Annotated in this window: 24 protein-coding genes and 1 pseudogene; 9 read left to right on the forward strand and 16 right to left on the reverse strand. The window is 30.2% G+C overall.

What is annotated here, in order from left to right; all coding sequences use genetic code 11:
* Nucleotides 1–29: 29 nt before the first annotated feature.
* From HW119_RS11525 to HW119_RS11550, 6 genes are all read right to left on the reverse strand, one after another.
* Nucleotides 30–878, reverse strand: a complete 849-nt coding sequence (locus HW119_RS11525) for an RNA 2'-phosphotransferase (protein ID WP_177764536.1) — start codon at nucleotides 876–878, stop codon at nucleotides 30–32.
* Nucleotides 879–952: 74 nt separating this feature from the next.
* Nucleotides 953–1963, reverse strand: a complete 1011-nt coding sequence (locus HW119_RS11530; protein WP_177764538.1) for an ATP-dependent Clp protease proteolytic subunit — start codon at nucleotides 1961–1963, stop codon at nucleotides 953–955.
* A 56-nt stretch (nucleotides 1964–2019) separates the two neighbouring features.
* Nucleotides 2020–2880, reverse strand: a complete 861-nt coding sequence (locus tag HW119_RS11535) for a DUF4240 domain-containing protein (RefSeq protein WP_177764540.1) — start codon at nucleotides 2878–2880, stop codon at nucleotides 2020–2022.
* A gap of 8 nt (nucleotides 2881–2888) precedes the next feature.
* Nucleotides 2889–3278: a hypothetical protein gene (locus HW119_RS11540; RefSeq protein ID WP_177764542.1), complete on the reverse strand. Its 390-nt coding sequence runs from the start codon at nucleotides 3276–3278 to the stop codon at nucleotides 2889–2891.
* 9 nt (nucleotides 3279–3287) lie between these two features.
* The gene (locus HW119_RS11545) at nucleotides 3288–4598 is read right to left on the reverse strand and encodes a short-chain dehydrogenase (RefSeq protein WP_177764544.1); all 1311 of its coding nucleotides are present in this window, start codon (nucleotides 4596–4598) and stop codon (nucleotides 3288–3290) included.
* A gap of 47 nt (nucleotides 4599–4645) precedes the next feature.
* A complete protein-coding gene (locus HW119_RS11550; protein WP_177764546.1) occupies nucleotides 4646–5746 on the reverse strand; it encodes a DUF695 domain-containing protein in 1101 nt (366 codons plus the stop codon).
* Nucleotides 5747–5927: 181 nt separating this feature from the next.
* Here HW119_RS11550 and HW119_RS11555 point away from each other — a divergent pair, with 181 nt between their 5' ends.
* From HW119_RS11555 to HW119_RS11585, 7 genes are all read left to right on the forward strand, one after another.
* Complete coding sequence (locus tag HW119_RS11555; RefSeq protein WP_177764548.1) at nucleotides 5928–6737, forward strand: M48 family metallopeptidase; 810 nt, start codon at nucleotides 5928–5930, stop codon at nucleotides 6735–6737.
* Between the two features lie 48 nt (nucleotides 6738–6785).
* Nucleotides 6786–8090 carry an MFS transporter gene (locus tag HW119_RS11560; protein ID WP_177764550.1) on the forward strand — a complete coding sequence of 435 codons (1305 nt, stop codon included), beginning with the start codon at nucleotides 6786–6788 and terminating at the stop codon, nucleotides 8088–8090.
* A gap of 92 nt (nucleotides 8091–8182) precedes the next feature.
* Nucleotides 8183–8773, forward strand: a complete 591-nt coding sequence (locus HW119_RS11565) for a hypothetical protein (RefSeq protein WP_177764552.1) — start codon at nucleotides 8183–8185, stop codon at nucleotides 8771–8773.
* 185 nt (nucleotides 8774–8958) lie between these two features.
* Nucleotides 8959–11412, forward strand: a complete 2454-nt coding sequence (gene lon, locus HW119_RS11570; protein ID WP_177764554.1) for an endopeptidase La — start codon at nucleotides 8959–8961, stop codon at nucleotides 11410–11412.
* 99 nt (nucleotides 11413–11511) lie between these two features.
* Nucleotides 11512–12528, forward strand: coding sequence for a type IX secretion system protein PorQ (gene porQ / locus HW119_RS11575; RefSeq protein WP_177764556.1), 1017 nt, complete (start codon nucleotides 11512–11514; stop codon nucleotides 12526–12528).
* 24 nt (nucleotides 12529–12552) lie between these two features.
* Nucleotides 12553–13242, forward strand: coding sequence for a (d)CMP kinase (cmk, locus tag HW119_RS11580; RefSeq protein ID WP_177764558.1), 690 nt, complete (start codon nucleotides 12553–12555; stop codon nucleotides 13240–13242).
* Between the two features lie 91 nt (nucleotides 13243–13333).
* Complete coding sequence (locus HW119_RS11585; RefSeq protein WP_177764560.1) at nucleotides 13334–14668, forward strand: MFS transporter; 1335 nt, start codon at nucleotides 13334–13336, stop codon at nucleotides 14666–14668.
* Nucleotides 14669–14744: 76 nt separating this feature from the next.
* Here HW119_RS11585 and HW119_RS11590 read toward each other — a convergent pair whose 3' ends face one another.
* The 6 genes from HW119_RS11590 to HW119_RS11615 are packed head-to-tail and all read right to left on the reverse strand — an operon-like array spanning nucleotide 14745 to nucleotide 17883.
* The gene (locus HW119_RS11590; protein WP_177764562.1) at nucleotides 14745–15089 is read right to left on the reverse strand and encodes an SdpI family protein; all 345 of its coding nucleotides are present in this window, start codon (nucleotides 15087–15089) and stop codon (nucleotides 14745–14747) included.
* A 5-nt stretch (nucleotides 15090–15094) separates the two neighbouring features.
* Nucleotides 15095–15592, reverse strand: coding sequence for a DUF1648 domain-containing protein (locus HW119_RS11595; RefSeq protein WP_177764564.1), 498 nt, complete (start codon nucleotides 15590–15592; stop codon nucleotides 15095–15097).
* Nucleotides 15593–15598: 6 nt separating this feature from the next.
* On the reverse strand, nucleotides 15599–16024 hold the full coding sequence (locus HW119_RS11600; RefSeq protein WP_177764566.1) for a DUF3784 domain-containing protein: 426 nt from the start codon (nucleotides 16022–16024) through the stop codon (nucleotides 15599–15601).
* Nucleotides 16024–17007, reverse strand: a complete 984-nt coding sequence (locus HW119_RS11605; RefSeq protein WP_177764568.1) for an alpha/beta hydrolase — start codon at nucleotides 17005–17007, stop codon at nucleotides 16024–16026. The genes HW119_RS11600 and HW119_RS11605 overlap by 1 nt, the downstream gene beginning before the upstream one ends.
* Nucleotides 17008–17030: 23 nt before the next feature.
* Nucleotides 17031–17603 (reverse strand): YIP1 family protein, encoded by a 573-nt coding sequence (locus HW119_RS11610; RefSeq protein ID WP_177764570.1) that lies wholly within the window; start codon nucleotides 17601–17603, stop codon nucleotides 17031–17033.
* Nucleotides 17593–17883 (reverse strand): DUF2089 family protein, encoded by a 291-nt coding sequence (locus tag HW119_RS11615; protein WP_177764572.1) that lies wholly within the window; start codon nucleotides 17881–17883, stop codon nucleotides 17593–17595. The genes HW119_RS11610 and HW119_RS11615 overlap by 11 nt, the downstream gene beginning before the upstream one ends.
* A 233-nt stretch (nucleotides 17884–18116) precedes the next feature.
* Between HW119_RS11615 and secF the strand changes: the two are divergent.
* Nucleotides 18117–19274, forward strand: a pseudogene (gene secF / locus HW119_RS11620) (protein translocase subunit SecF); the annotation flags it as partial.
* 68 nt (nucleotides 19275–19342) lie between these two features.
* On the opposite strand, the gene HW119_RS11625 reads toward secF, so the two are convergent.
* The 4 genes from HW119_RS11625 to HW119_RS11640 form a co-directional block, all read right to left on the reverse strand.
* On the reverse strand, nucleotides 19343–20068 hold the full coding sequence (locus HW119_RS11625; protein WP_177764574.1) for a TIGR00730 family Rossman fold protein: 726 nt from the start codon (nucleotides 20066–20068) through the stop codon (nucleotides 19343–19345).
* Nucleotides 20069–20082: 14 nt separating this feature from the next.
* Nucleotides 20083–22914, reverse strand: a complete 2832-nt coding sequence (gene uvrA, locus HW119_RS11630) for an excinuclease ABC subunit UvrA (protein ID WP_177764576.1) — start codon at nucleotides 22912–22914, stop codon at nucleotides 20083–20085.
* Between the two features lie 81 nt (nucleotides 22915–22995).
* Nucleotides 22996–24777 carry a chloride channel protein gene (locus HW119_RS11635; protein WP_255497863.1) on the reverse strand — a complete coding sequence of 594 codons (1782 nt, stop codon included), beginning with the start codon at nucleotides 24775–24777 and terminating at the stop codon, nucleotides 22996–22998.
* Between the two features lie 71 nt (nucleotides 24778–24848).
* Nucleotides 24849–25451, reverse strand: a complete 603-nt coding sequence (locus HW119_RS11640) for an ACP phosphodiesterase (RefSeq protein ID WP_177764580.1) — start codon at nucleotides 25449–25451, stop codon at nucleotides 24849–24851.
* Between the two features lie 87 nt (nucleotides 25452–25538).
* On the opposite strand from HW119_RS11640, the gene glmM reads away from it, so the two are divergent.
* The gene (gene glmM / locus HW119_RS11645) at nucleotides 25539–26927 is read left to right on the forward strand and encodes a phosphoglucosamine mutase (RefSeq protein ID WP_177764581.1); all 1389 of its coding nucleotides are present in this window, start codon (nucleotides 25539–25541) and stop codon (nucleotides 26925–26927) included.
* Nucleotides 26928–26976 lie beyond the last annotated feature (49 nt).

Here is a 26976-nt window from a genome sequence, read left to right on the forward strand (position 1 = left end):
ATTTTGATAAAGATAAGTGTTTTTATAAATTATTCAAAATTATAATAATATTGTTGGTCTTTGTACAATCCATTTTCTAACCAATCTTCAAATGATTTGTAGGTATCAAAACTTGGATAACCTTTAATTTCTTGTGCTTTATTTGTATATGTCAAATGAACCATATAATGCTTTCCGGTTTTGTTATCTCTAAATAAAGTATCGTCACAAGTGCCAGTTGTCCAAACTAATTCTAAATCATTTAAATGAAAATATAATTTATGTAAAATTCTGTTCCCAATTTCTCTTTTTAATTCGTTTATATAATGATTATTTTCGTCCTTTGTTGAACACCAAGGTTCGAAGTTGAGATATTGAGGTGGAATTTTTTTCGTAAGCCAAACATTTTCACTGGTTTTATAAAATTTAAATCCGGCTTTTAAAAGTTCTTCGGTATCAATTTCGATTATAAAAGGTTTTCCATGTCTTTTGGCAACTTTGGTAGCCATTTCAAGAGTTTCGGACAAATGAACGTATTGTCTGTTCATGGTTAAAATGCCATTTTGGATTATACTCGATAATGAAGTAACGGCTGTTCCGTGATATAAGATTTCTGGCGGAATTTCTTCAGTTTCATTTAGAATAACAGAAAACGAATGTCCGTGCGTTGCTCTAATTTTATGTGTTTCTAAATCGATTTCCCATCGTATTTTATCAAAAGATTGATTCAATTCTAGTAATTGATTGGTGTTTATTTCGATATTGTTTTGATTTAAAGCTTTTAAAACATCATTAATTTCTGCCCAACCAAATGCATCAACAGAAATGTTTGCATCTTCAGGATTGTGACGTAACCAATAACTGATTAATTTACTCGTTTTTTCTTGGGTTGATTTCAATATTATTTAAAATTTAAAATAAAGCGAAACCAAATTTTATAAAAATATTGATTTCGCTTTATAGATTATAGAAGTTATCCTACATAGAAACTTTTCTCTGTAATTTCATTATTTTCAAGTTCCATTTTTCTCCAACTACTTTCGTCGTTCATTGGAACCCAACGTCTTTCTTCAGTTCGGTAATGCCAATCTTTATCTTTTTGATAAAACAATTTTGCATTTGCACCTTCAATTATTTTTAGAATTTCGTTGTCATGATAATTAACTTCATCATAATCTGTATAAGCAAGTTGCGCCATTTCAGAGTACAATTGATTCAATTCGAATAATTTTGTATTAACCTCATCAGGTAATTCTTGTGCGTTCAATCCAATTTTTTGAGCTTCGACAATCGTAATTGGATAAGAATGCGATGGATATTCTGCATTTAACGTATTACTAATTCGTTCTGCTTCGTTGATATCTTTCATGTGATATGAAAGAATATCTGTAGTTAATTTGATTGACAGCGACGTTGCTCGGTCAACAGAACCGATTACCAAAGGATGAATGTGATTATAAATTACAGAAAACGGATTGGTATCGTTTTCATTTTTGTTCGAATCCCAAAGGTTTAAAACACGACTCAATTCATTTTGGCTTACGCTAACTCTATTGTTGAAATTATCTAATGGTGATAAATGATGCGTAATCGAAGTGTCAATTGCAGTCAAATATGCTAATGGTCCCATTTTGATAGAATCTGCTCCAAGTGCCAACATTGTTGCAGCAGAAGCACAATCTAAAGGGATAAATGCCACAATTTCTTTGTAGTATTTTCTTAGTAAGTTTACGATTCTTAAAGAAGCTTCGCCTGAACCTCCGCTACTTTTGATAAATAGATAAAGTTTATCTCTTTTACGATTGTTTTTTAGAATTTCGTAAAATGCGATAACATCATCTCGAACGATTGAACTGTTAACTGAAATCCAATAACTGATAAAATCTCCATCAATCATTTCTGAAATAGAGTTAATTACAGATTGCGTTTCGTTAAATAATTTTGGAGGTGTTTTGATTTCCACCTTTTCGTTTTGTTTTTCCATTTGTTTTTTTATTAAGGATTGGTTTGATATTCGTTATGAATATACAAAAAATCTGATTATTTACTTTTAAGTTCACATATTTCTTCTACAAGTTTTTTGTATTTAGAATGTAACTTTTCTCCGCTATAAATTTCACGATTCATTGTTCGCTCTAAGCTATCATAATTTATCTCAGGATTTGTTTTAAAAACTGCATCTCTGATTTCGGATTCATCTTCGTTTTCATGATTTTCAGAATATGCTTCATCAGCAACATATAACAAACCTTCGGCCCAAGTATCTCCAATATTAAAACTATATTTTCCGTTTACAAAGGCTTGAATATCTTTTGAGATTTCACTGAAAAAATCTTTACCTTTCAAAATCAACCAACATCTAAAATAAATAAATCCATCATCAGAAAGATAATCATCAAAAATATAAATCTCATTTTCTTTTTTGAAATCGCATTCTAGAATGATTGAAAGTTCTGCAATTTCTGCTGTATAAAGTTGACTAAGTTTTTCTTGAAGTGTTTTCTCAAATAGTATTAATCGTTCTTTTCCGAATTTTGAGAGATAATTTGTAAGGTTTTCTAAATGCTCATCTACATCATATTCATTCCATTTTGCATTTTTCTTTTTATTTGATTTTTCGATGGCATCCCAAAAATAAATTTCGGATTTTTCTTCTTGTGAAAGTTCTATTTTATCTGGAATTTCATCTGTTTCATTTAATTCAAAATATCCTTTACCTATTTTTTGTTTGATTAATTTTTCAGATTCTTCACTACATTTTTTAGATGTTTCAAATTCTTTGATTGTTTCTCGTCCTTTGGTACCTGTTTTTCCGAAAGTTATTTTCTGTATTTTTCCTTCGTATTCAATGTTCCAAAATTTATTGGAAAGTTCCGATTGATTAATAAAATTTCTTTTCATGTTTTTTTTTAATTTTTATTGATGATTTCATCAATTGAGTGAACAATGTCTTTTACAAGAATTGTAAAATATCCTGCCTTGTTTTCCTCAAAAGCTGCTTTCCATTGTAAATAACCACTTTCGAAATCTGGTAATTCCATTTGATTATTCTTTAAAGTAGTAACACTTTTAATCAAACTTTCTTCTGAAATAGGAATATGTCCGATTACTTCATTCAAATCGCCTGTTTTATTATTTTTGATTTTTAATCCAAAAATTGCAATATGTATGATGTTGTTTTCAGCTTTATCAATTTTTAAAATTTGTAGCGTTGAATTTTCTTCATTGCTTCTTGTTTCATAATTCCAAATTTGGCCTACAAGAAAGTTGTTTGAAGAAGAATTTTTTGAGTTTTCCATTTTTTTTGTTTATTTTATTAAACCTCCAATTTTATCCAAAACATTTTCGCCTGCTTTTTTTACCTCATCAGATGTTTCTTTTAAGGTTTCTTTATTGGAATAATTTGTGATTTTGTTATTAATTTCTTTGAAGTTATCAATCAATTGGAACATTTCGTCTGTTTTGGGAACATTGTTTTCTTTTAGAATTTTTTTCCAATCGATTTTAGAAAGTACATTGAATATGTATTTAGTTGCTATTTTACCAATAAAAAACTTGTCGTAAAATCCGTTCAAAACCTTTTCTGGATTTCTATTTTTGATGTATGCAATAGATTCATCAATTCCCTTTTTTTCATCAGCAGTTAGTAATTCACTACTTTTTAATTTAGTTAAAGCTGCGATTGTTTTTTCGTTGTCTTCTTTTTTTAGATACAGATAGGTTTCAACTGACCAAACAATTTCGTTATTTAAACCAATTTCATTTGCATCATTTATAAAAACTTCAAAATCTTCAAGAGCTCTTTCTTCATCTATTTTGCGTTCCATTCGTAAACGGTCAATTCCTCTGAAGAGATGATTCATGGAATGAAAAGCAATATGTGTTTGCGTATTATTCAAATTTCCCCATTGAAAAAAGGCTTTAGTATAAGGTAATTCTACATTTTTATTTTTGTTTAACCATTCGATGTTTCTAGAAAATTCGTCTTCAGATAAATATAAATATCCTTTTTCAAAAAATAGAAAACCACGATAAAATTGAAGTAAAGTTTTAATTTCAGAATCGGGTAGAAATTCAGGTTTGGTTTTTGAACATTCATAAAGCGAAATTTCTTTTCCTAAATCTTTGCTAAGAATTACAACAGCACTAAGCACGGCATGTTCCATGTTTTGAACATATTCTTTTTCGTCACCTTCGTAAAATTTTTTTCTTTGATTTAATGTATCGCCATATGCAATCCTAATTGCGTCGGTCAATGTTGGAAATACATCTTCATCTGTTTTTAAAATGAAATTTTGCATTTTTTTAAAATCCCGATAAATAGAAATATATTCTATCAAAGAAATGTTTTCGTTGTTTTTTTCTTTATTTATGATGATATTAAAAATACGATCTAAATCCGATTTAAATTTCTGAAAATCTTCTGAAATCGTGTCGTTTTCAATGGAAGCTCGCAATAATATTTTTCCGAATTTATAGGTAGTTACTTGATAAGAATCTAAACTTTTTTCAAGTTCGATTCGGTCTTTTTCAAGTAAAAATTCATCTGTTTTATCGCTTGAACAACTTATGCTTAAACAAATAAAAATGATAATGATGATTTTATTTATGAACTTCATTTCAATTAATGATTTTTATAATAATCATAGATTTTTATATTAAATCTTTAGTTTGGTCTATATTGTTCAAGTGAACGCCAATATTTATCTTTATAGATATCATATGAAACATCTAATTTATCAGAAAATTTCTTAGTTAAATTATTTAAAACTTTAGACGGTTTTCTGAAATCATTGCAAGCAAAAAAGACAATTCGTTCTCCATCAGCAGTTTCTCTTCCGATATTAAGATAACCTTCAAAATCTTTTAGTTCTAGATTAATTTCATCTTCAAAAACATCCATCAATTGATAAGTATCTTCTTCTGGAAATCCATTGTTTTCGGAACCATCGTATTTGATAGTAATTTTTAAAATCCAAGGATGCGAAGCTTTACTGTCCCAATTTAATAAGGTAGAATTTACAATAGCAATCAAAGGTAATCCATTCTCTAATGTTGCTTTCAAGCTCGAATAATTATCATTTTCTGTGTTGTAACGTATGCCGTGGTACTTTTCGATAAATTCTTTTTCTCTCCAAATTAAATAATCTTTTAGTTTTTCGATTGGAATTAATTCTTTTTCAGCTTTGTCTTTTGATGTAACTGTTAAATAATCTATCGTGGTAACAGAATTTAATTCGCCAAGAAAATTGTCTAAAAAGATAAAAGTACCATTTCCAATTTGTCTTTTGTCTTCTTCTTTGAAGTCATTATGTACAACTACCAATTCTACTTCATCTGGATAAGCAGGATGTTCTATCGGATAGAACGAAAGCGTTTCGCTATCAAAAGTATAATCACCCATTTTGATTCCGATATTGTCAATTTCATTTGGTTGTTTAAGCGCTGTAAATTTCCAATTGGGTAATTCGGGTGCTTTTTTAATAAGTTCTTCAATGAAAAAAAAGTTTTTTAAAATACCATCCGGAGTTAAAATAAGTTCCGCTTTATTTTCGTTAAACATACCAGTTAAGAAATAGATGCCTTCGTTTATTTTATTTAGTTCAGGAGAAAGTAATTCAAAAAAATCGGATTCTATATTTTCACGAGATTTCACGGTTTCAAAAAAAGTAGATTCATTTTTAATGAACCAATTCCAAAAGTTTTCATAAGCTTGATTATCGTATAACTTTTGATTTTCATTTAATAAGGTTTTTAAAATATCCATTTTATATTTTTTTGGGTTGATTTTGAGTTTTAAAGTATAAAAATAACAAAAAACTTTACGATTTATTATTTTTTTTTCTTGTTTTTTATTTATAGTTATTTTTTTTAATATTTTTTTTAGAGGGAAATATATTTTTAAATATTGATTTAATTCTTTTAAATTTGATTTAAAATTTAGGACTATGAAAAATTATAAAATTACCCTAATGTTGTTGCTTGGTACACTGATGATTGGGTGTGCAACGAATCCTTTTACTGGAAAAAAAACAATGGCTTTGGTTGGAAATAATGAATTATTTACTTCATCTTTTCAACAATACGGAGAATTTATTAAAGAAAATAAAGTAGTTACTGGAACAGCAGATGCTCAGTTGGTTAATAAAGTTGGAGAGAAAATTAAAAAAGCAGCAGAAACTTATTTAAAAGCTAATGGATATTCAAATTATCTAAAAGATTACAAATGGGAATATAAATTGGTACAAGATAAAGCAGCAAATGCTTGGTGTATGCCTGGTGGAAAAATTGTTGTTTACACGGGTATTTTACCAATTACCAAAACAGAATCTGGTTTAGCAACTGTTATGGGACATGAAGTTGCTCATGCTTTGGCAAATCATGGCCAGCAACGTATGAGTGCTAATGTAGTACAACAATTAGGCGCAGCAGGTTTAAGTGCAGCCACTGCAAATTCGAGTGCTCAAACCCAAGAATTGGCTATGGCTGCTTACGGTGGAGGGTCAAATTTGATAGGAGTTTTACCTTTTAGTAGAAAACACGAAACGGAGGCGGATGATATTGGTTTGTTATTAATGGCAATCGCTGGATATAATCCTTCAGACGCAGTTTCTTTTTGGGAACGCATGGCAAAACAAGGTGGAAGTTCACAACCAGAATTTTTGAGTACGCATCCAAGTAATACAACGCGTATTAATAATTTGAAAGAACAAATTCCTATTGTTAAAAGAGATGCAGCAAAATATAAAATGAAATAATTACTATATTCTGGCAGTCAAAAAGCGACTGCTTTTTAATTTATTTATATGAAAGAATTTATAAAAGGTAATAAAAAAACATTGAATGCTTGGGCATTTTACGATTGGGCAAACTCCGTTTACGCATTGGTGATTTCGTCTTCGATTTTTCCATTGTTTTATGGTGCTTTATTTCGAATCAAAGGTTTAAATACAGCTTCTTTTTTTGGAATCGAAACACCAAGTGAATCAATAATCAGTTACGTTACAGCCATTGGATTTTTGTTTGTTGCTTTTGCATCGCCAATTCTTTCTGGTGTCGCTGATTATTTGGGTAATAAAAAGTTTTTCTTGAAATTATTTTGTACAATTGGTTCACTTTCTTGTATGGCTTTGTATTTTTTTGATTTAGAAAGTTTAACACTAGGATTGTTTTTTTATACAACTGCATTAGTAGGTTTTTGGGGAAGTTTGGTGTTTTATAATTCCTATCTACCAGACTTAGCTTTTCCAGAACAACAAGATGCTATTAGCGCAAAAGGATATTCATTAGGTTACATCGGAAGTGTAATTTTACTTTTGATTAATTTAGCAATGTTGATGAAATATGAATCGTTTGGTTTTGAAAATGAATTAGAAGCAATGCGCGTTTCTTTCCTATTAGTAGGTATTTGGTGGTTAGGTTTCAGCCAAATTACCTATAAATATTTACCCGATTTCAGAAACGATAAAAAAATTGAACGTCATGTTTTCTTTTCGGGAATTAAAGAATTAAAAAAAGTATTTCATAAACTTGGAGATTTTCCTGCATTAAAACGATATTTGACTGCTTTTTTTGTTTATAGCATGGCCGTTCAGACTGTAATGATTATTGCAGCTTATTTTGGTGAAAAAGAAGTTCTTTGGGAATCTGATGAACAACGTACAAGCGGTTTAATCATAAGTATTTTATTGATACAATTAATTGCAGTGTTAGGTGCGATTTTGACCTCAAAAATTTCAGCAAAATTCGGAAATGTAAATACTTTGATTTCGATAAACATTTTATGGATTTTGATTTGTATATATGCTTATACGGTTCAAACACCTGTTCAATTCTATATCGCAGCTTCGTGTGTTGGTTTGGTAATGGGAGGAATTCAGTCACTTTCACGGTCAACTTATTCAAAGATGTTACCAGAAAATATAGACACAACTTCATTGTTTAGTTTTTATGATGTAACTGAAAAAATTGGAATCGTAATTGGTATGATGATGTATGGTTTGGTAACACAAATTACAGGAAAAGTTCAAAATGCTATTTTGTTTTTAGCAATCTTTTTCATCGTTGGAGTAGTATTGCTTTTCAATTTAAAAAAAGTTACTAAAGTCTAATTTTAAAAAAATATTATATTTCAATTATAAAAAAATACAATTTGTAAAATAAAATTCTATATTTGAAAAAAATAACATCCCATTCTATAATTATGAAAAGATTAAAACAACTATCGTTAATTTTGTTTATTTCAATTGGTTTGTTTTCTTGTGAAGCAGAAAAAGCAGACGAGGATATTACTAATCAATATTTAACTGGTAAGCCAATTTTTAGATGCGAGGTAGATGGTATAACAAGAGTGACAGATAGTGTTAATGTCTCTTTTACTGGCGGAAGTGTTTCTGTAACAGCTTTTTTGTTAAGCCGTGATACGCTTGAAAGTAAAAAATTTAAATACGATACTTTTACAATAAACTTTAGTAGATTGAGTCCTGGAAATTATATTTCTTCTTTAGGAAATGTTGTTATTGATGAAACATTAGGAGTTTCAAATGCAAACTATCAACAATCTGGTAAAAACTGGTCATATTCTACTGATAATTTAGATTTGGATCCAGTTACTACTCCAAGTGTTAATTTGCAAACTGGTAATTTAGTAATATCTGATATTAATGATAAAGCTAAATATTTTGGAGGTGAATTTGAATATGATATTTATCCACCTAAAAGAGAAAATCCTAATAATACAGTTCCTCCAATTAGAATTAGAAATGGTGCATTTCAATATTTAAAATACTATTAAAAGAAAAAAGATATTAAAAAATCCCGAATTAATCGGGATTTTTTTATGGCATAAAGATTGAACTTACAGCTTAGACTATTAATTAAAACGATACTAAATGTTTAATAAATAGATTGTTATGTAATATTTGAAATGTTATTTTTAGATAATATAAAATATTTATGACAATTTGACTTGAAAAAATTATGTCACAAGAAAAAATATTTACAATTGACAATTTGTCATTACAAGAAATCGATTCTAATTCAGAAATAATTCCACTTTTGTCTTCAGAAGACGAATTAGAAATGCATAAAGAAATACTTCCAGAAGATTTAGCAATTTTACCACTTAGAAATATGGTTCTATTTCCAGGTGTTGTTTTACCAATTACTGCTGGTCGCGATAAATCGATTCAGTTATTAAAAGAAGCGAACGAACATGGAAAAGCCATTGGAGTAGTTTCTCAGATTAACGAAAATACAGAAGATCCTAATTTAGATGATGTTCATAAAATCGGTACAGTTGCTAAGATTATCAAAATTTTAAACTTGCCTGATGGAAATATCACCGTTATTTTACAAGGAAAAAAGCGTTTTGAGATTGATCAATTATCTCAAACAGAACCTTATCTAAAAGCGATTGTTAAAGAAGTTGAAGAGGTTCGTCCTGAAAAAGGCGATGAAGAATTCAAAGCGATTGTAGAATCGGTTAAAGAAACTTCATACGAGATGATCAAAGAAAATCCGAATATTCCTTCAGAAGCTTCTTTTGCAATTAAAAATATCGAAAGCGATTCTTTCTTAATCAATTTTGTAAGCTCTAATCTGAACTTATCAGTTGAAGAAAAACAAGCGATTCTTGAAGTTAATAATTTGAAAGATCGCGCTTTAGAAACGTTACGTAAAATGAATTTAGAACTTCAAAAATTAAATTTGAAGAACGATATTCAAAATAAAGTTCGTATCGATTTAGACCAACAACAAAAAGAATATTTCTTAAATCAACAAATCAGAACCATTCAAGAAGAATTGGGTGGCGTTTCTCACGAACAAGAATTCGAAGAATTAAAGAAAAAAGCGAAAGCTAAAAAATGGGATAAAAAAGTAAAAGAACATTTCGATAAAGAATTGGCTAAAATGCAACGTATGAATCCACAGGTTGCAGAATTTTCAATTCAAAGAAATTATCTTGAATTACTTTTAGAATTGCCTTGGAATGAATATACGAAAGATATTTTCGATTTAAAAAATGCGCAAAAAATCTTAGACAAAGATCATTACGGACTTGAAGATGTTAAAAAACGTATCATCGAACACATGGCGGTTCTTAAATTAAGAAACGATATGAAAGCACCAATTCTTTGTTTGTACGGACCTCCAGGAGTTGGTAAAACTTCAATCGGAAAATCAATTGCTAAGTCGTTAGGTCGTGAATACGTTCGTATTTCACTTGGTGGTTTACGTGACGAAGCAGAAATTCGCGGACATAGAAAAACCTATATTGGTGCAATGCCAGGTCGAATTATTCAATCGATTAAAAAAGCAAAATCATCGAATCCAGTTTTTTTATTAGATGAGATTGATAAATTATCGACTTCGCATAACGGTGATCCTTCTTCGGCGATGTTAGAAGTTTTAGATCCTGAACAAAATTCAGATTTCTATGATAACTTCCTAGAAATGGGATTTGATTTATCTAAAGTCATGTTTATTGCAACATCAAATAGTTTAAATACAATTCAACCTGCACTTTTGGATCGTATGGAAATTCTTGAAATGAACGGATACACGATTGAAGAAAAAGTAGAAATCGGTCGCCAACATTTACTTCCAAAACAATTGAAAGAACATGGTGTTGATTCGAAAATTTTCAGTATCGAAAAAAAACAAATGGAGTTCATTGTAACGAACTATACACGTGAATCTGGAGTTCGTAATCTAGATAAACAAATCGCAAAAGTGGTTCGTTTTATTGCTAAATCGATTGTTTTAGAAGAGCAATTCAATGAAAAATTAACAAACGAAGATATTATCGAAATTCTTGGAGCACCACGTTTTGAATACGATAAGTACGAAAACAACGATACTGCTGGTGTGGTTACAGGTTTAGCTTGGACGCGTGTTGGTGGTGATATTTTGTATATTGAATCTATTATTTCTAAAGGAAAAGGCGGATTAACCATGACCGGAAATTTAGGAAATGTCATGAAAGAATCTGCTACAATTGCGCTTGAATACATCAAAGCAAATGCAAAAGAACTTGATTTAAATGATGAGATTTTTGATAATTATAAAATTCACGTTCACGTTCCTGAAGGCGCAACTCCAAAAGATGGACCTTCTGCTGGTATTGCCATGTTAACATCAATGATTTCGAGCTTTACACAACGTAAAGTGAAAAAGAATTTGGCTATGACAGGTGAAATTACTTTACGCGGAAAAGTACTTCCGGTTGGTGGAATCAAAGAAAAGATTCTAGCTGCAAAACGAGCTAATATCAAAGAGATTATTTTGTGTAAAGAAAACAAACGTGATATTGACCAAATAAAACCTGATTATTTAACCGGATTGACTTTTCATTATGTTGACCGTATGAGCGAAGTTTTAGAAATCGCTTTAACCAATCAAAAAGTAAAGAACGCAAAAAAGCTAAATTAGTTTTTATATAATCAATCAAAGCACACAAAATTTCTGTGTGCTTTTTTGTTTTATAACAATAATAAAATTGATATATTCGTTAAAGTTAAAAACGAGTAAATGAACAAACAGATATTTACAGTAATCGGTTTACTTTTAGGGCAATTTGTAATTGCTCAAGTAGGAGGTAGAGAAACATATCAGTTTCTGAATCTTCCAGTTTCTCCTGCACAAGCTGCTTTAGGCGGAAAAAATGTTACTGTTTATAATTACGATGTCAATCAAGCTTTCATGAATCCGGCTTCTATCAATGAAGAAATGGATAATAATGTTTCTTTAAATTTTTCGAAATATTACGGAGATTTAAATTACGGAACCTTGGCTTATTCTAAAAAGTTTAAAAATGAACATCAATTTCAGGTTGGAGTTCAATATTTAAATTACGGTTCTATCGACGGATATGACGAAAATGGTTATGAAACGGGGTCTTTTACCGGAAATGAATTTGCTTTTTCTGTTGGATATTCGCATCATATCACAGGAACTAATTTTTATGTAGGTTCTAATCTTAAAGTGATTTCATCTAAATTAGAAAGTTATGGTTCTTTTGCTGCAGGATTTGATTTTGGAGGGATGTATGTAAATCCAGAAACAGGTTTTAATGCTGGACTTTCGTTACGTAATGTCGGGACTCAACTTGATTCATATAATGATATCAACGAAAATTTACCATTTGAAATTACAGCTGGTATCTCTAAAAGATTAGAAAATGTTCCTTTACGTTGGCATTTAACTTTAGAGAATTTACAAAAATGGGATGTAAGTTTTTCAAATCCAAATAGAGGAGAAGTTGGTTTAGATGGCGAAGTTAAAGAAGAAAAAGTAAGTGTGTTTAATAACGCAATGCGTCACATAATTATTGGTGCTGAACTTTTTCCGGATAAAAAATTTAATATTCGTTTAGCTTATAATTTCCGTAAAGGTTACGAAATGAAAATCTTAGAGCAAAAGAATTTCTCTGGATTTAGTGCTGGTTTTGGTTTCCGTTACAACCGATTACGATTTGATTATTCGTATTCTCGATTTACTTTAGCAGCAAACACAAGTATGTTTGGATTATCGCTAAATCTGAAATAACTTTGCAGTATTAAAACATAAGATTTGAAAAAAATAACCATTGCTATCGATGGACATTCTTCTACAGGGAAAAGTACGTTAGCAAAACAATTAGCAAAATATTTGGGATATGTTTATGTTGACACTGGTGCAATGTACCGTGCAGTAACATATTTCGCAATGCAAAATAACTTGATTTCAACAACACATTTTGATGTCGAAAAACTTAAAAATGAATTAATTAATATCAATCTAAAATTTATTTTTAATGCTGATTTAGGCTTCGGAGAAATTTATCTAAACGATGTAAATGTTGAAAATGAGATTAGAAAAATCGAAGTTTCTAATTTAGTAAGTAAGATAGCTGAAGTTTCTGAAGTTCGTTCAAAATTGGTAGAGCAACAAAAAGAATTTGGGAAAGATAAAGCCGTAGTAATGGATGGTCGAGATATTGGTACGGTTGTTTTTCCGGATGCCGAATTAAAATTGTTTATGACAGCTTCTGCTCAAATTCGTGCCGAACGTCGTTTTCAAGAGCTAAAATCAAAAGGTGACAATGTAACTTTTGAAGAAGTTTACAAAAATGTAGTTGAACGTGACGAAATAGATTCAAACCGAAAAGATTCACCATTAATAAAAGCCATCGATGCTATAGAAATTGATAATTCTCATTTGAATAGAAATGAACAATTTGAAAAAGTTATCAAATTGGTAAATGAACGAGTTAAAAATTAAAAGAAGGATTCATTCCTTCTTTTTTTTGTTTGCGAACTAAGATTTTAATGGTACTTTTACAAACTATTTTAATTTTTATTTAGTTTAAAAAATGAGCTTAAAACTTCGTTTAACTATAATGAGCTTTCTGCAATTTGCAGTTTGGGGAGCTTATTTAACTTCAATGGGAAATTATTTAGCTTCTATTGGATTAGCTTCTAAAATTGGATTGTTTTACGCAATGCAAGGTATAGTTTCTATTTTTATGCCTGCAGTTATGGGAATTATTGCTGACCGTTGGATTCCTGTGCAACGTTTACTAGGATATTGCCACGCTTTAGCAGCAATATTTATTATTGCAGCCGGATATTATGGTTATTCTGCTGGAGAAAACGCCGAATTCTCAACTTTGTTTTTGTTGTATTCTTTAAGTGTTGCTTTCTTTATGCCAACTATTGCGTTGTCTAATTCTGTTGCTTACACTGTTTTAACAAACAACAATTACGACACAATTAAAGCTTTTCCTCCAATTAGAACTTTAGGTACTGTCGGATTTATTTGCGCGATGTTGTTTGTCAATTTTGCTGGATTTAAAGATGGAATTTTTGCTTTTAATTTTGGAAGCGATGAAAATTTCTTTAGTTTCCAAAACGGTTATGAGCAGTTTTATGTTTCTGGAGTTTTAGGAATTTTATTGTTTTTATTTTCATTTTTATTACCTAAGTGTGAAATTAATAAAACAGAAGGAAAAATTTCAATGTCCGATGCTCTTGGTTTAAAAGCTTTTGCTTTATTCAAACAAAGAAAGATGGCAATCTTTTTTATCTTTTCAATGTTATTAGGAGTTTCGTTACAAATTACCAACGGTTATGCAAATCCGTTTATATCTAGTTTTAACGAAATGCCAGAATATTTAAATAGTTGGGGAGCAAATAATGCAAATGCTTTAATTTCACTTTCTCAAGTTTCAGAAACCTTGTGTATTTTATTGATTCCTTTCTTTTTGAAAAAATTCGGAATTAAAAAAGTAATGTTAATGGCTATGTTTGCTTGGGTTTTACGTTTTGGATTATTTGCAGTCGGAAATCCAGGAACTGGTGTTTGGATGTTTATTGTTTCGATGATTGTTTACGGAATTGCTTTTGATTTCTTTAATGTATCAGGTTCATTATTTGTAGATAACGAAACAGATAAAAAAATACGTTCATCAGCTCAAGGCGTTTTTATGATGATGACAAACGGATTTGGTGCCACAATTGGTATGATTGCTGCTCAATTTGTAGTAAATCATTATGTTTATAGTCATACAGATGTGGTGCAACAATTAGAAGGATGGAGAACGTCTTGGTATATTTTTGCGGCTTACGCATTAGTTGTTACGATATTATTTGCTGTTTTATTTAAATATAAACACAATCCAAAAGATGTAGAAAATGTTTCTCATTAAGACATAAAAACAAAAAAATCCCCCAAAAAGTTCAATACTTTTTGGGGGATTTTTTTATGTAGAAAAAACGTTTTAATTATTTTATTTGCTTCAATTTTTTTTCAACAACTACAATAAGAATAATCACACTTATTAGTAAAATAGCGACTCCAAAAATAGCATTTTGATCATCATCAAAAGGAAGTAGTGTTCTAGTAAATGAAAAGATGAACATACCGATTCCAATAAAAGTCATGACTTTTGCGCTATATTTTTGTGCAAAATCCCATTTACTTTGACTTTCCATTGAACTGGTGGTACGGTATCCATATAAACCGTTAATCTTTTTTGGTGGAAATTTGTACATAATAATTCCCATAATTATAAAAATGAAACCTACTCCCGAAAGCATTGGATTGGTAATTTCTAATATTTTATCCATAATTTTTATTTTGTTTTTTTAGATTTTAAAAAATTAAATCCAATAATTAAAACTGCAACGATTCCTGTTAAAGGAAGAAACCAAATACCTAAATTTCCTGATTTATTTAATGCAATTTGTATGGTTTTATAATCGATAAAAATAAAAATTAGAAGCATAAATAAATTAATCAACTGCATAAAACGCATTGCATTTTTATATTGCGCTTCTGCATTTTCAGATGTTATTGTTTCTGAATAATTAAATAAATGAGGCTTTTTAGCTGTAATACTTACAATAACAAACAAAACAGTTGCTATTAAAGGCAAAAAGAAAATAGTAATTTTATCGCCGTATGCATCAACTTCACCTAAACCATTATAATGAGTTGGAATTTCATCAGGTAAATGTTTGTAAGCTAAAAGAGTAATAATCCAAAAAGCCACAATTAAAACATAATTTATAATTTCTAATTGTTTTGTAAGCTTCTTTGGTTTGACTTTTATTTTTGGATTTTGATTCATTTTTGATTATTCAATTACAAAACTTCCTTCATGATAATAAGCCGAAATAGCAATTATTAATCCTAAAGCAATTAAAAAAAACATAACAAAATAGTTTATTATTTTTTGCCATTTAGAATAAACATTTGGATCATATTTCTTTCCTAGAAAAAATAAAGGCAAAAATCCCCAAGTCATAATAATTGAAATTAAAGAAGCCCAAAGATTATCGTTTTCAAAGAAGTAACTTAAAATTCCTATTATAGTTAATGTAACAGCAATACCATAAAAAACTTTATGAAATACTTTTACAAGTCCTTTAAAATCGACATTTTTTTTCTTCTCATCGCTCATGGTATTGTAGCCGCTAAGTAAACTCGGCGCAGATTCTTCAGTTGTAATTCCGGCTACAAATACCAAAATAAAAGCAATAACTAAACAAGGTGTTAACATTATAATTTATTCTTTTTAAGGAATTTTACAATAATTGGAACTAATTCTTTATTGATAGGTAATTTAGGATTGTTGTATGAATTTATATTTTCATCGTCATTATTTATAGTTTTGAAAATGTGATTCATGTTATCAATAATTGCAACCTCAGATTTTGAATTTGCTTGATGTAAAATTTCAGCTTCTGTCATACTAACCTGAATATCTTTTGTTCCGTTAATAATTAAAACCGGCATTCTTAATTTGGCAATTTCTTCTGTAGGATTAAAACTCATCCATTCAATTAAAAAAGTTTGATTTTGTTCTCCAAATAAACTTTGCAACATTGGGTTTACGTCAGTTACTTTATTTCCGTTTTTAAGTTGCGAAATGATTCGTGAAACTTCATCTTTAAACATTGGAGCTCTTTTATCTAATTGTTCCGTCAGAATTACATCTATTGAATTTCCAGCTCCAGCTAACGAAATAAAAGCGGCTGCATTTTTTTGAGCAGCAATCATTCCTACTAACGAACCTTCGCTATGTCCAGCGATAATTACATTTTTAAATTTTAATTTTTCTTTTAAAAAGGAAACAATGGTAATTGCGTCATCGATTCCGTGTTGAAAATCTAGATTCGGAATTTCTGCCTTTTTCTGAAGTAAGTTTACTACACGTTTATCGTAAGTAAAAACATTATATCCGTTACTAGATAAATCTTCAGCTAAGAATTTTAATGAATTATTTTCTGCTATTCCCAAAGAATTTCCATTTCTATCTGTTGGACCTGATCCGGCAATTAAAAGAATAATAGTTTCTTTATCTTTACCACGATAAAAATCACCAACTAATTCTTCAGAAATTTTTATTTCATGTTTTGGACTATTTAAAGTATTTTTTTCACGATTAGGAGTAGTTTTTTCGTTTACATTGCTAATTGGTGCATTCTGCGCATTCGAAGCAAATGCTGAAACGAAACATAATAAATATAAAATTTTTTTCATAATTAATTTGTTATTAAGTTGTGTTAAAAGGAATTAATAATATATGAAGTTAATAAATCTACGATAATTAATGTTGCAAAAAACAAAACATAATGCCAAGCTTTTTTTGAATTGGTAGCTGTTTTAAATCCGATGAAAAGTAAATAAACATAATAGATAAAAAAAACAAATCCAACTAAACCCACTATTAAAAAAAGAATTGGCGGTGACAAATTATAAATGTCTCCATTTTTTAAGGTTTGTATTAATTTATCGATTTCGTTGTTTAAAAAATGATTTAGATTTTGAAATAAACTTATATATACAGGAATAAATGACAATAAAACGGTGTTTATAATATCGATGAATCTGGTTTTTTTATTGATGATTTTGCCAATTCCAAAAAATGCTAATGATAAAAAAAGAATACAAATAATTAAATTCAAAAACGATTTCAAAAGGCTTACATTTTCTACTGGATCTATTCTTAAAATTTGAATATTGATAGTCATAAAATGTGCTATTAGTATTCCAAAAATTAAACTAATAAGACCAATAATTGTTTGTTTTTTATCGCTTAAAATTGCAAATGGATTTAGTAAAATATTATTTTTCATTTTCTGTTGTTTTCTGAAGTTGTTTTACGTGTTCAATCATATCATCTAGTTGGTTTCTGACCGTAGGGTAACTAATTCCTAATTGCGAAGCCATTTCTTTTAAACTTCCACTCATAAGAAAAAATTGTAAAATAAATTCTTGTTCTTTCGGAGTTAGTTGTAAAAATATGGGTAACGGATAATTTCCGTTTATTGTAGTTTCACAATGATTACATTTCAATTGCGAAACTTGGAGGGTTTCTTCACAACTGGGACAACTTGATGGAAATTTAAAGTTCATTTTAATTTTATTTAAGTGTGGTTTAATTTTGTTAAGTCAAATATAATAAAAAATAATTTATATTTTAATATGATGCAAAAAAAAATCTATGGAATACACTGCCCCCAGAAAGTTAGACACTATTTGAGAGAATTTTTATGGAAAGAAAAGTAAGATACAATTTAGCATTTAAGCTGAATTGTGTAAAAGAATTATTAGAAAATCATAGATATGTAAACTTTATTTCTTCTTGAGAAAGTTTTGCTGTAACTTTATTGATTGGTATTCCTACTTCATTATTTACAGCTATTGTAATTACAAGAGTTTTAGTGGATCGTGCTGTTAGAAAAAATAAAGATTTAGCTTTTACAACTGGTATTACTAAAAATTGGTTTACCAATATGAATTTTGATTTCGTTGGTAAAAAGAAAGCCTCTTATATTATTTCGTCAATTACAATGATTGCATGTATTGCTTCAATTGTTATTAATGGAATGAATATGGGAGCTGATTTCGTAGGTGGTAGAACTTTCTTGATTAAGTTTGAAAAACCTGTTGATCCGGCTGTCGTTTCAGAAGATTTATCTAATGTATTCGATAGTAATGTTGAGGCTAAAGTTTTTGGTAACGATGAACAATTAAAGATTACAACTAAATATCGCGTTGAAGAGGAAGGAGTTCAAGTTGATAAAGAAGTGAACGAACTTTTATATACAACATTAAAGAAGCATTTCTCTAACGATTTAACTTATGATGAATTTGTTAAATCTCATGATGGTAAAACAATTGGAGTTTTACAAGCTTCTAAAGTTGGACCAACTGTTGCAAAAGATGTTAAGACAAATGCATATTGGGCTGTTATTGGTTCACTTGCAATTGTGTTTATATATTTAGCTTTATCATTCAGAAAATGGCAATATTTTTTAGGTGCTGTTGCAGCAGTTGTTCACGACATTATTTTTGTATTAGGTGTTTATTCATTCTTCTACAGATGGGCGCCTTTTAACATGGAAGTTGATCAATCTTCGTTGCGGCTTTATTAACCGTAATTGGATATTCGTTAAACGATACCGTAATTGTATTTGACCGTGTTCGTGAATATGTTAAAGGTAAAACAGAAGGTACTTTTCTTGATGTAGTAAACCAATCTATTAATACTACGCTTTCTAGAAACATTTAATACGTCGGCTACAGTTATTGTAGTTTTATTAGTTATGTTCATTTTTGGAGGCGAAACTTTAAGCGGATTTGTATTCGCGATGTTATTAGGTATTGGTGTCGGAACATATTCTTCATTATTTATTTCGACTCCAATTTTGGTAGATACAATTCAGAAATCTGCTGAAAAAGAAAGAGCAGAAGCTATAGCTAAAGCTCAAGAAGAAGAAGAAAATAATACAGAAATTGTATAAATCTATTTAAATTTAGCAATTAAAAAACCGATTGAATTTTCAATCGGTTTTTTTATGCTCTTGTTATTTTAGAAGTTTGGTTTTAGGTTATATTTCTTATAGAAAGTATCTAAAATTTCAACTACTTCGTCTGCTGAATCTACAATCTTAATCAAATTCATATCGTTTGGTGAAACGTTGTTGTATTTTTCTAATAATACATTTTTAACCCAATCGATCAATCCAGACCAAAAATCAGTTCCAACTAAAATGATAGGAAATTTACCTATTTTTTTGGTTTGAATTAAAGTAATCGCTTCAAATAATTCATCTAAAGTTCCGAATCCTCCAGGCATAACCACAAATCCTTGTGAATACTTAACAAACATTACTTTTCTAACAAAGAAGTAATCAAATTGAATATTTTTATCGTGGTCGATATACGGATTAAAATGTTGTTCAAAAGGTAGTTCGATATTTAATCCAACCGAAGTTCCACCTCCGCGATGAGCACCTTTATTACCAGCTTCCATAATTCCTGGTCCACCACCAGTAATAACACCATAACCAGCTTTACTGATTTTATAAGCAACTTCTTCAGCTAATTTATAATACGGGTCGTCAGTTTTTGTTCTTGCCGAACCAAATATGGAAACACAAGGTCCAATGCGCCCCATTTTTTCGTATCCGTTAACGAATTCAGACATGATTTTAAAAATTGCCCAAGAATCGTTTGTTTTTATTTCATTCCAAGATTTCTGCGTTAATTTCTCTTTGATTTTAGCATCATCGTCATTTAAAATTTCTTCACTCATAATTTTACTTTTTTCTAAGATAATTCTTTTTTCAAAAACTTAGCGGTATAACTTTTCTTATTTTTTATAATTTCTTCAGGAGTACCTTTTGCAACAATTTCACCACCATTTTTTCCACCTTCATAACCAACATCAATAATATAATCGGCAATTTTAATTACATCCATATTATGTTCGATGATTAAAACGGTATTTCCTTTATCAACTAAATTCTGAATAACTTCCATCAAAACACGAATGTCTTCAAAATGTAAACCAGTCGTTGGTTCATCTAAAATATAAAAGGTATTTCCGGTATCTTTTTTCGAAAGTTCGGTAGCTAATTTAATTCGTTGCGCTTCACCTCCAGAAAGCGTGGTACTTTGCTGACCTAATTTAATATAGCCTAAACCAACATCCTGAATCGTTTTTATTTTACGATAGATTTTAGGAATGTTTTCAAAAAACGGAACAGCTTCATCAATCGTCATATTTAAAATATCTGCAATAGATTTTCCTTTATAACGAATTTCTAATGTTTCTCGATTGAAGCGTTTTCCTTGACAAGTTTCACATTCTACATAAACATCAGGTAAAAAACTCATTTCAATTTTGCGTAAACCAGAACCTTCACAAGTTTCGCAACGACCGCCTTTTACGTTAAAACTGAAACGTCCGGGTTTGTAACCACGAATCATTGCTTCTGAAGTTTTTGTAAAAAGTGTTCTAATTTCTGAGAAAACGTCGGTGTAAGTTGCCGGATTCGAGCGTGGTGTTCTTCCAATCGGACTTTGGTCAATTCCAATAACCTTATCGATATGTTCTAATCCTTCGATTTTTTTGTAAGGCTGAGGAACTTTTACCGCATTAAAGAAATGTTCGTTTAAAATTGGATAAAGCGTACCATTAATCAATGTTGATTTTCCACTTCCAGAAACTCCAGTAACACAAATCAACGTTCCTAACGGAAATTCGGCAGTTACATTTTTTAAATTATTTCCTGCAGCACCAGTTAGTTTCAATGTTTTACCATTTCCTTTTCTACGTTTTTTCGGAATAGGAATTTCTAATTTACCGTTGATGTAATTTGAAGTAAGCGTATCTTCAAGCAACATTTCTTTTGGAGTTCCGGCACTGATAATTTCACCACCATTTGCACCAGCTTTCGGACCGATATCAATAACATAATCTGCCATTTCAATCATGTCTTTATCGTGCTCTACAACTAAAACCGAATTTCCAATATCACGTAATTTCTCTAATGATTTGATTAGTTTTTCGTTATCACGTTGATGTAAACCAATACTAGGTTCATCCAAAATATATAAAACGCCAACCAATTGCGAACCGATTTGAGTTGCTAAACGAATACGTTGCGCTTCGCCACCAGATAGTGTTTTTGAACTTCTGCTTAGACTCAAATAATTCAAACCAACATCCAATAAAAAAGACAAACGTGTGCTTATTTCTTTAACGACTTCTTTGGCAATTATTAATTGTTTGGCATCTAAATGATTTTCTAAATCGGCAAACCAATGAAAAAGTTGGTCGATATCCATCGCCGCTAATTCACCAATATTTTTTTCGTTGATTTTAAAAAATAACGATTCTTTTCGTAAACGGCTTCCTTCACAAACACTACAATTGTTTTCGTCCATGAATTCTTTTGCCCAACGTTTTATTGTTGCCGAATCACTTTCTTCGTATTGATTTTGTATGAAATTTGAAATTCCTTCAAAATCAATTTTATAATCTTTGGTAATTCCTAAAACTTTTGATGCAACAGAAAAATTTTCTTTTCCTCCGTTTAAAATCATATCTAAAGCTTCGGCTGGAATTTTGTCAATTGCTTCGGTTAATTTAAAATTGAATTTTAATGCAATGATTTCAAGTTGATTGAAAATCCAAGAGCTTTTTTGCTCACCAATCGGAACAATTCCACCAGCTTTAATAGAAACAGATTTGTTAGGAATGATTTTTTCTAAATTGATTTCATTCACCGTTCCTAATCCGTTACAATGCGGACAAGCTCCTTTTGGTGAATTGAATGAAAAGTTATTTGGTTCTGGATTTGGATAAGAAATTCCAGTTTCCGGACACATCAAATGACGACTGAAATATCTAGCTTCGTTACTATCGTTTTCTAAAACCATCAAAATATCATCACCGTGATACATTGCCGTTTTAATACTTTCGTTTAAACGCTGCAAAGTAGCTTCCGAATCGTCAACTGCAACTCGGTCGATAACAATTTCAATATCGTGCGTTTTATAACGGTCGGCTTTCATTCCAGAAACCAAATCTTTAATTTCGCCATCAACACGAACTTTTACAAATCCTTGTTTTGCAATTTGTTCAAAAAGTTCTCGATAGTGTCCTTTTCTCGATTTGACAACCGGAGCCAAAATATTGATTCGTTTTCCACTAAAATCTTTAAGAATTAAATCTTTGATTTGCTCATCTGAATAGCTAACCATTTTTTTACCTGTGTTGTAGCTGTAAGCATCAGAAGCACGGGCATAAAGTAAACGTAAAAAATCGTAAACTTCGGTAATGGTTCCCACGGTTGAACGAGGATTTTTACTTGTAGTTTTTTGTTCGATTGCAATTACAGGAGAAAGGCCTTCGATTTTATCAACATCCGGACGTTCTAAACCACCTAAAAATTGGCGTGCATACGAAGCAAAAGTTTCGATATATCTTCTTTGACCTTCGGCATAAATTGTGTCGAAAGCTAAGGATGATTTACCAGAACCTGAAAGACCAGTAATTACAACTAGTTTTTCGCGAGGAATTATAACATCTATATTTTTTAAGTTATGAACGCGAGCGCCATAAACTTCTATTTTATCTTCAGAATTTTGCATATAATTAGTCAAACCGCAAATATACAATTTTCCTTATTTTTAGGGACTTAAAAAAGTTGTAAATGTTTTTGAATTATGAAATTATTCGATTCGTAAATTTTTCAGATTTTCACGATAAACTTCCAAAATAGTTGTTTTATCGACATAACCTAAATATTTATTTTCTCGAGTTAAAAGCATATGAATGTTTTTATTTTCATCCATTTCTTTAATTACATTTCCTGTATTTTCTGTAATCGAGCAAGTAGGAGCAGCCTGAATAACATCTTTGTAATTGGTGAATTTAATTTGAAAACCACTGAAAATAAATTTCCGAACAGCATCTAAATAAATGATTCCAACGATATTTTTATCCGCATTTAATACCGGAATAAATGTTTGATGTGTTTCTGAAAAAATACGTTTTACCTCATAAATATTAGCTGAATCAGAAATGGTTTCAACATCGTTTTTTATGATATTCTGAAGTTCGATTCGGTTTAAAAGATTTTTATCTTTGTCAGAAGTAAAAACAATTCCTTTATCTGCAATTCCGATAATATCCATCGAATATTTTTCAAAACGCTTACAAATCGCAAAACTAATCGATGAAACAATTAATAAAGGAAGTAATAATCCGTAACCGCCTGTAATTTCAGCAATTAAGAAAATCGCTGTTAACGGAGCATGGAATAAACCACTTAGAACTCCAGCCATTCCAACAATTGTAAAATTATTAATTGGTAATTCTTTCAGACCGATTAATGATATAAATTTTGATAAAATAAATCCTAAATACGAACCAACAAATAGAGAAGGAGCGAAGTTACCACCGTTTCCGCCGCTTCCTAAAGTTAAACCAGTTGCAACCGATTTAATTAAAACCGTTGCAGTTACAAAAAGCAAAACAATCCATTGGTTTTTTTTGAAGTTTTCGATCAATGAATTTTCTAGAATGTTTCCTGCTTTATTATCTGCGAGTGCTTTGATACTGTCGTAACCTTCACCAAATAAAGTCGGAAATAAGAAAATTAAAATACCTAAAATCGAAGCTCCGACTAAAGCTTTTCGGTAAGGTTTAAGTTTAGCATTTGCCATTTTATGTTCCACTCTACGGAACATTCTGGCATGATAAACGGCAAAAAGTCCAGTAAAAACACCTAATAAAACGTAATAGAAAATATTATCGTACGTAAAGTTTAATTGATTTTTGAATGAAAGTAAAATATCTTCTTTAAGAATAACATTCGATATGATTGCGCCAGTTGCAGACGAAATCATAATAGGAATGAAAGCTGTAACGCTCATATCTGCTAAAATAACTTCGATTGCAAAAAGCACTCCAGCAATAGGTGCGTTAAATGCAGCTGCAATTCCAGCTGCAACACCGCAAGCAAGTAATAGCGTTCTGTCTTTGTAATTTAAACGGTAATTTTGAGCAAAGTTAGAACCAAAAGCTGCTCCGGTGATGGTAATCGGAGATTCTAATCCAGCTGAACCACCCATACCAACAGTTAAGGAACTTGTAAGAATTTGCGCATACATTTGTTTGCGTGGCATTATTCCAGATTTTTTTGCAACCGCAATCATAATTTGGCTTGTTCCTTTTTCGATAGAACCGTCTAAAAATTTTCGGATGATAAAAACAGTTAGTAGAATTCCGACTATTGGTAAAATACTATTTAAATAAGGAAGTTTTAAATAGCTATCGATATTTGAAGCAAATTTATGAACTGAGTGTGCGAATGTTTTAAGTACAATTACAGCTAAAGCTGATGAAACACCTACAATCACACACGATAAATACAAAAATTGTCGGTCTGTTAAAACCGATTTGAGTAAATATAAAGCGCCTTCAAAATATCTGAAGGTTCTTGCAAGCATATTTTTTATTGATTTTGTATTCTCTTTCATTCTGCAAAAATATCTGACATCTTTTGATAAAAAAAATTAAATTAAACAGAAAATGTGTTTTCTAATTCTTTTCGTTTTAAGTCGGAAAATTGGATTAACTCATTAAAAAAAAGTGTGAATTCATTTTCAAATAAATCATAATCTTGTTGAAGTTCAAAGATAGAATCTTTCATGTTAGAATCGAATTTAAAACGTTTATCCATTTGACCTAAAATAATTTGTAGCTCTTCTAAAAACTGATAATTGTAAAGCCAATCTCTTTCAGAAATATAAGGTAAAAGATATTTGGTTTTATCGTTTAACTCATCGTAATGTTTTCTAAGACTTTCGTAGAAATTATGAGCGAAATCTTTTAGCGCAACATCCGAATAATGATTCCAGTTTTTAGATAAAAAGTGGTCGTAAATCATATCAGTAATAATTCCCGAAAAATGATTGTATTTAGCTGAAAAGCGTCTTTTAGACTTTCTGAATATTTCATGATTGTCAGTAAAAGTATCTATTTCACGATGTAATAGTATTCCTATTTTAATATCTAGATGAAAATTATTGTAATCTTTTCCACGAACGCCATCTCCCATAAAATTGCCTATTTTAATACGTTCGTTGTTTCCTGATAAATAAATGTGGGCTAAAAAATTCATTTCACTAAGTTAATGAATAAAACTGTGTTTTTTTGAATTGCTTATTTTTATATTTGTAAAAGAATTTGAAAAATATACACTTAAGATATGACATTAATAAAATCTATTTCAGGAATTAGAGGAACAATTGGAGGGATTGTTGGTGATAATTTAACTCCTGTTGATGCAGTAAAATTTGCATCGGCATATGGAACTTTCTTGAAGAATAATATATCAAAAGATAAATTAAAAGTTGTAATTGGTAGAGATGCTCGTATTTCTGGTCCAATGATTCATAATTTGGTTGTGAATACGTTAATCGGATTAGGAATTGATGTAATTGATTTAGGATTATCAACTACGCCAACAGTTGAGATTGCTGTTCCGTTAGAAAAAGCGGATGGTGGAATTATTTTAACAGCTTCTCACAATCCAAAACAATGGAATGCTTTAAAATTATTAAATGCTAAAGGTGAATTTTTAAGTGGTGCCGATGGTGCTGTGATTTTAGAAATCGCTGAATCTGAAGCTTTTGTTTTTTCTGAAGTTGATGATTTAGGTACAATTACTCCAATCACAAATTATATGGACAAGCATATTGACGAAATTTTAAATTTAAAATTAGTTGATGTTGATGCTGTTAAAGTTAAGAAATTTAAAGTTGTTGTTGATGGAGTAAATTCGTCTGGTGGAATTGTGATTCCTGATTTATTAGAAAAAATGGGCGTTGAAGTTGTGAAATTATATTGCGAACCAAACGGACATTTTCCTCATAATCCGGAACCTTTAAAAGAACATTTAGGTGATATTTGTAAATTGGTAGTTGAAGAAAAAGCAGATTTTGGAATTGTAGTTGACCCGGATGTTGACCGTTTAGCTTTTATTTCTAACGATGGTGAAATGTTTGGTGAAGAATATACTTTGGTTGCAGTTGCTGATTACGTTTTAAGTAAAACTCCAGGAAATACAGTTTCAAACATGTCATCTTCTCGTGCGTTGCGTGACATTACCGAAAAACACAACGGAAGTTATAAAGCTTCGGCAGTTGGTGAAGTAAATGTTGTAGAAATGATGAAAGCAACAAATGCTGTAATTGGAGGTGAAGGGAATGGTGGAATTATCTATCCAGAAACACATTACGGTCGCGATTCGTTAGTTGGTGTTGCTTTATTTTTAACGCATTTGGCTAATATGGATCTTACGGTTGCTGAATTAAGGGCTTCGTATCCACAATATTTTATGAGCAAAAATAAAATTGAATTAACGCCTTCTATTGATGTTGATTTGATTTTAGAAAAAATGGCTGAGAAATATGCCAACGAAGAAATTACTACAATTGATGGTGTAAAAATTGATTTTGCTGAAAATTGGGCACATTTGAGAAAATCGAACACAGAACCAATTATTCGTATTTATACCGAAGCTAAAACACAAGAACTTGCAGATGCATTAGCTTTAAAAGTTATTGCAGAAATTAAAGAAATTGCAGGATTGTAATTAAAATAAATCAAAAAGGAAATCTTAAAAATAGATTTCCTTTTTTTGA

Source organism: Flavobacterium sp. I3-2 (genome assembly GCF_013389595.1).
In the GTDB taxonomy this organism is placed as follows: domain Bacteria; phylum Bacteroidota; class Bacteroidia; order Flavobacteriales; family Flavobacteriaceae; genus Flavobacterium.

Excerpts from the sequence above, each read along its gene's own strand:
- HW119_RS11585 (WP_177764560.1), top strand. The coding sequence starts at position 13,334 with ATGAGCTTAAAACTTCGTTTAACTATAATGAGCTTTCTGCAATTTGCA.
- HW119_RS11595 (WP_177764564.1), bottom strand. The coding sequence starts at position 15,592 with ATGAATCAAAATCCAAAAATAAAAGTCAAACCAAAGAAGCTTACAAAA.
- HW119_RS11640 (WP_177764580.1), bottom strand. The coding sequence starts at position 25,451 with ATGAATTTTTTAGCCCACATTTATTTATCAGGAAACAACGAACGTATT.
- HW119_RS11605 (WP_177764568.1), bottom strand. The coding sequence starts at position 17,007 with ATGAAAAAAATTTTATATTTATTATGTTTCGTTTCAGCATTTGCTTCG.
- porQ (WP_177764556.1), top strand. The coding sequence starts at position 11,512 with ATGAACAAACAGATATTTACAGTAATCGGTTTACTTTTAGGGCAATTT.
- HW119_RS11625 (WP_177764574.1), bottom strand. The coding sequence starts at position 20,068 with ATGAGTGAAGAAATTTTAAATGACGATGATGCTAAAATCAAAGAGAAA.
- HW119_RS11615 (WP_177764572.1), bottom strand. The coding sequence starts at position 17,883 with ATGAACTTTAAATTTCCATCAAGTTGTCCCAGTTGTGAAGAAACCCTC.
- HW119_RS11545 (WP_177764544.1), bottom strand. The coding sequence starts at position 4,598 with ATGAAGTTCATAAATAAAATCATCATTATCATTTTTATTTGTTTAAGC.
- HW119_RS11635 (WP_255497863.1), bottom strand. The coding sequence starts at position 24,777 with ATGCTTGCAAGAACCTTCAGATATTTTGAAGGCGCTTTATATTTACTC.
- HW119_RS11540 (WP_177764542.1), bottom strand. The coding sequence starts at position 3,278 with ATGGAAAACTCAAAAAATTCTTCTTCAAACAACTTTCTTGTAGGCCAA.
- HW119_RS11600 (WP_177764566.1), bottom strand. The coding sequence starts at position 16,024 with ATGTTAACACCTTGTTTAGTTATTGCTTTTATTTTGGTATTTGTAGCC.
- HW119_RS11530 (WP_177764538.1), bottom strand. The coding sequence starts at position 1,963 with ATGGAAAAACAAAACGAAAAGGTGGAAATCAAAACACCTCCAAAATTA.
- HW119_RS11560 (WP_177764550.1), top strand. The coding sequence starts at position 6,786 with ATGAAAGAATTTATAAAAGGTAATAAAAAAACATTGAATGCTTGGGCA.
- uvrA (WP_177764576.1), bottom strand. The coding sequence starts at position 22,914 with ATGCAAAATTCTGAAGATAAAATAGAAGTTTATGGCGCTCGCGTTCAT.
- HW119_RS11590 (WP_177764562.1), bottom strand. The coding sequence starts at position 15,089 with ATGGATAAAATATTAGAAATTACCAATCCAATGCTTTCGGGAGTAGGT.
- HW119_RS11555 (WP_177764548.1), top strand. The coding sequence starts at position 5,928 with ATGAAAAATTATAAAATTACCCTAATGTTGTTGCTTGGTACACTGATG.
- glmM (WP_177764581.1), top strand. The coding sequence starts at position 25,539 with ATGACATTAATAAAATCTATTTCAGGAATTAGAGGAACAATTGGAGGG.
- lon (WP_177764554.1), top strand. The coding sequence starts at position 8,959 with ATGTCACAAGAAAAAATATTTACAATTGACAATTTGTCATTACAAGAA.
- HW119_RS11535 (WP_177764540.1), bottom strand. The coding sequence starts at position 2,880 with ATGAAAAGAAATTTTATTAATCAATCGGAACTTTCCAATAAATTTTGG.
- HW119_RS11565 (WP_177764552.1), top strand. The coding sequence starts at position 8,183 with ATGAAAAGATTAAAACAACTATCGTTAATTTTGTTTATTTCAATTGGT.
- HW119_RS11550 (WP_177764546.1), bottom strand. The coding sequence starts at position 5,746 with ATGGATATTTTAAAAACCTTATTAAATGAAAATCAAAAGTTATACGAT.
- HW119_RS11610 (WP_177764570.1), bottom strand. The coding sequence starts at position 17,603 with ATGAAAAATAATATTTTACTAAATCCATTTGCAATTTTAAGCGATAAA.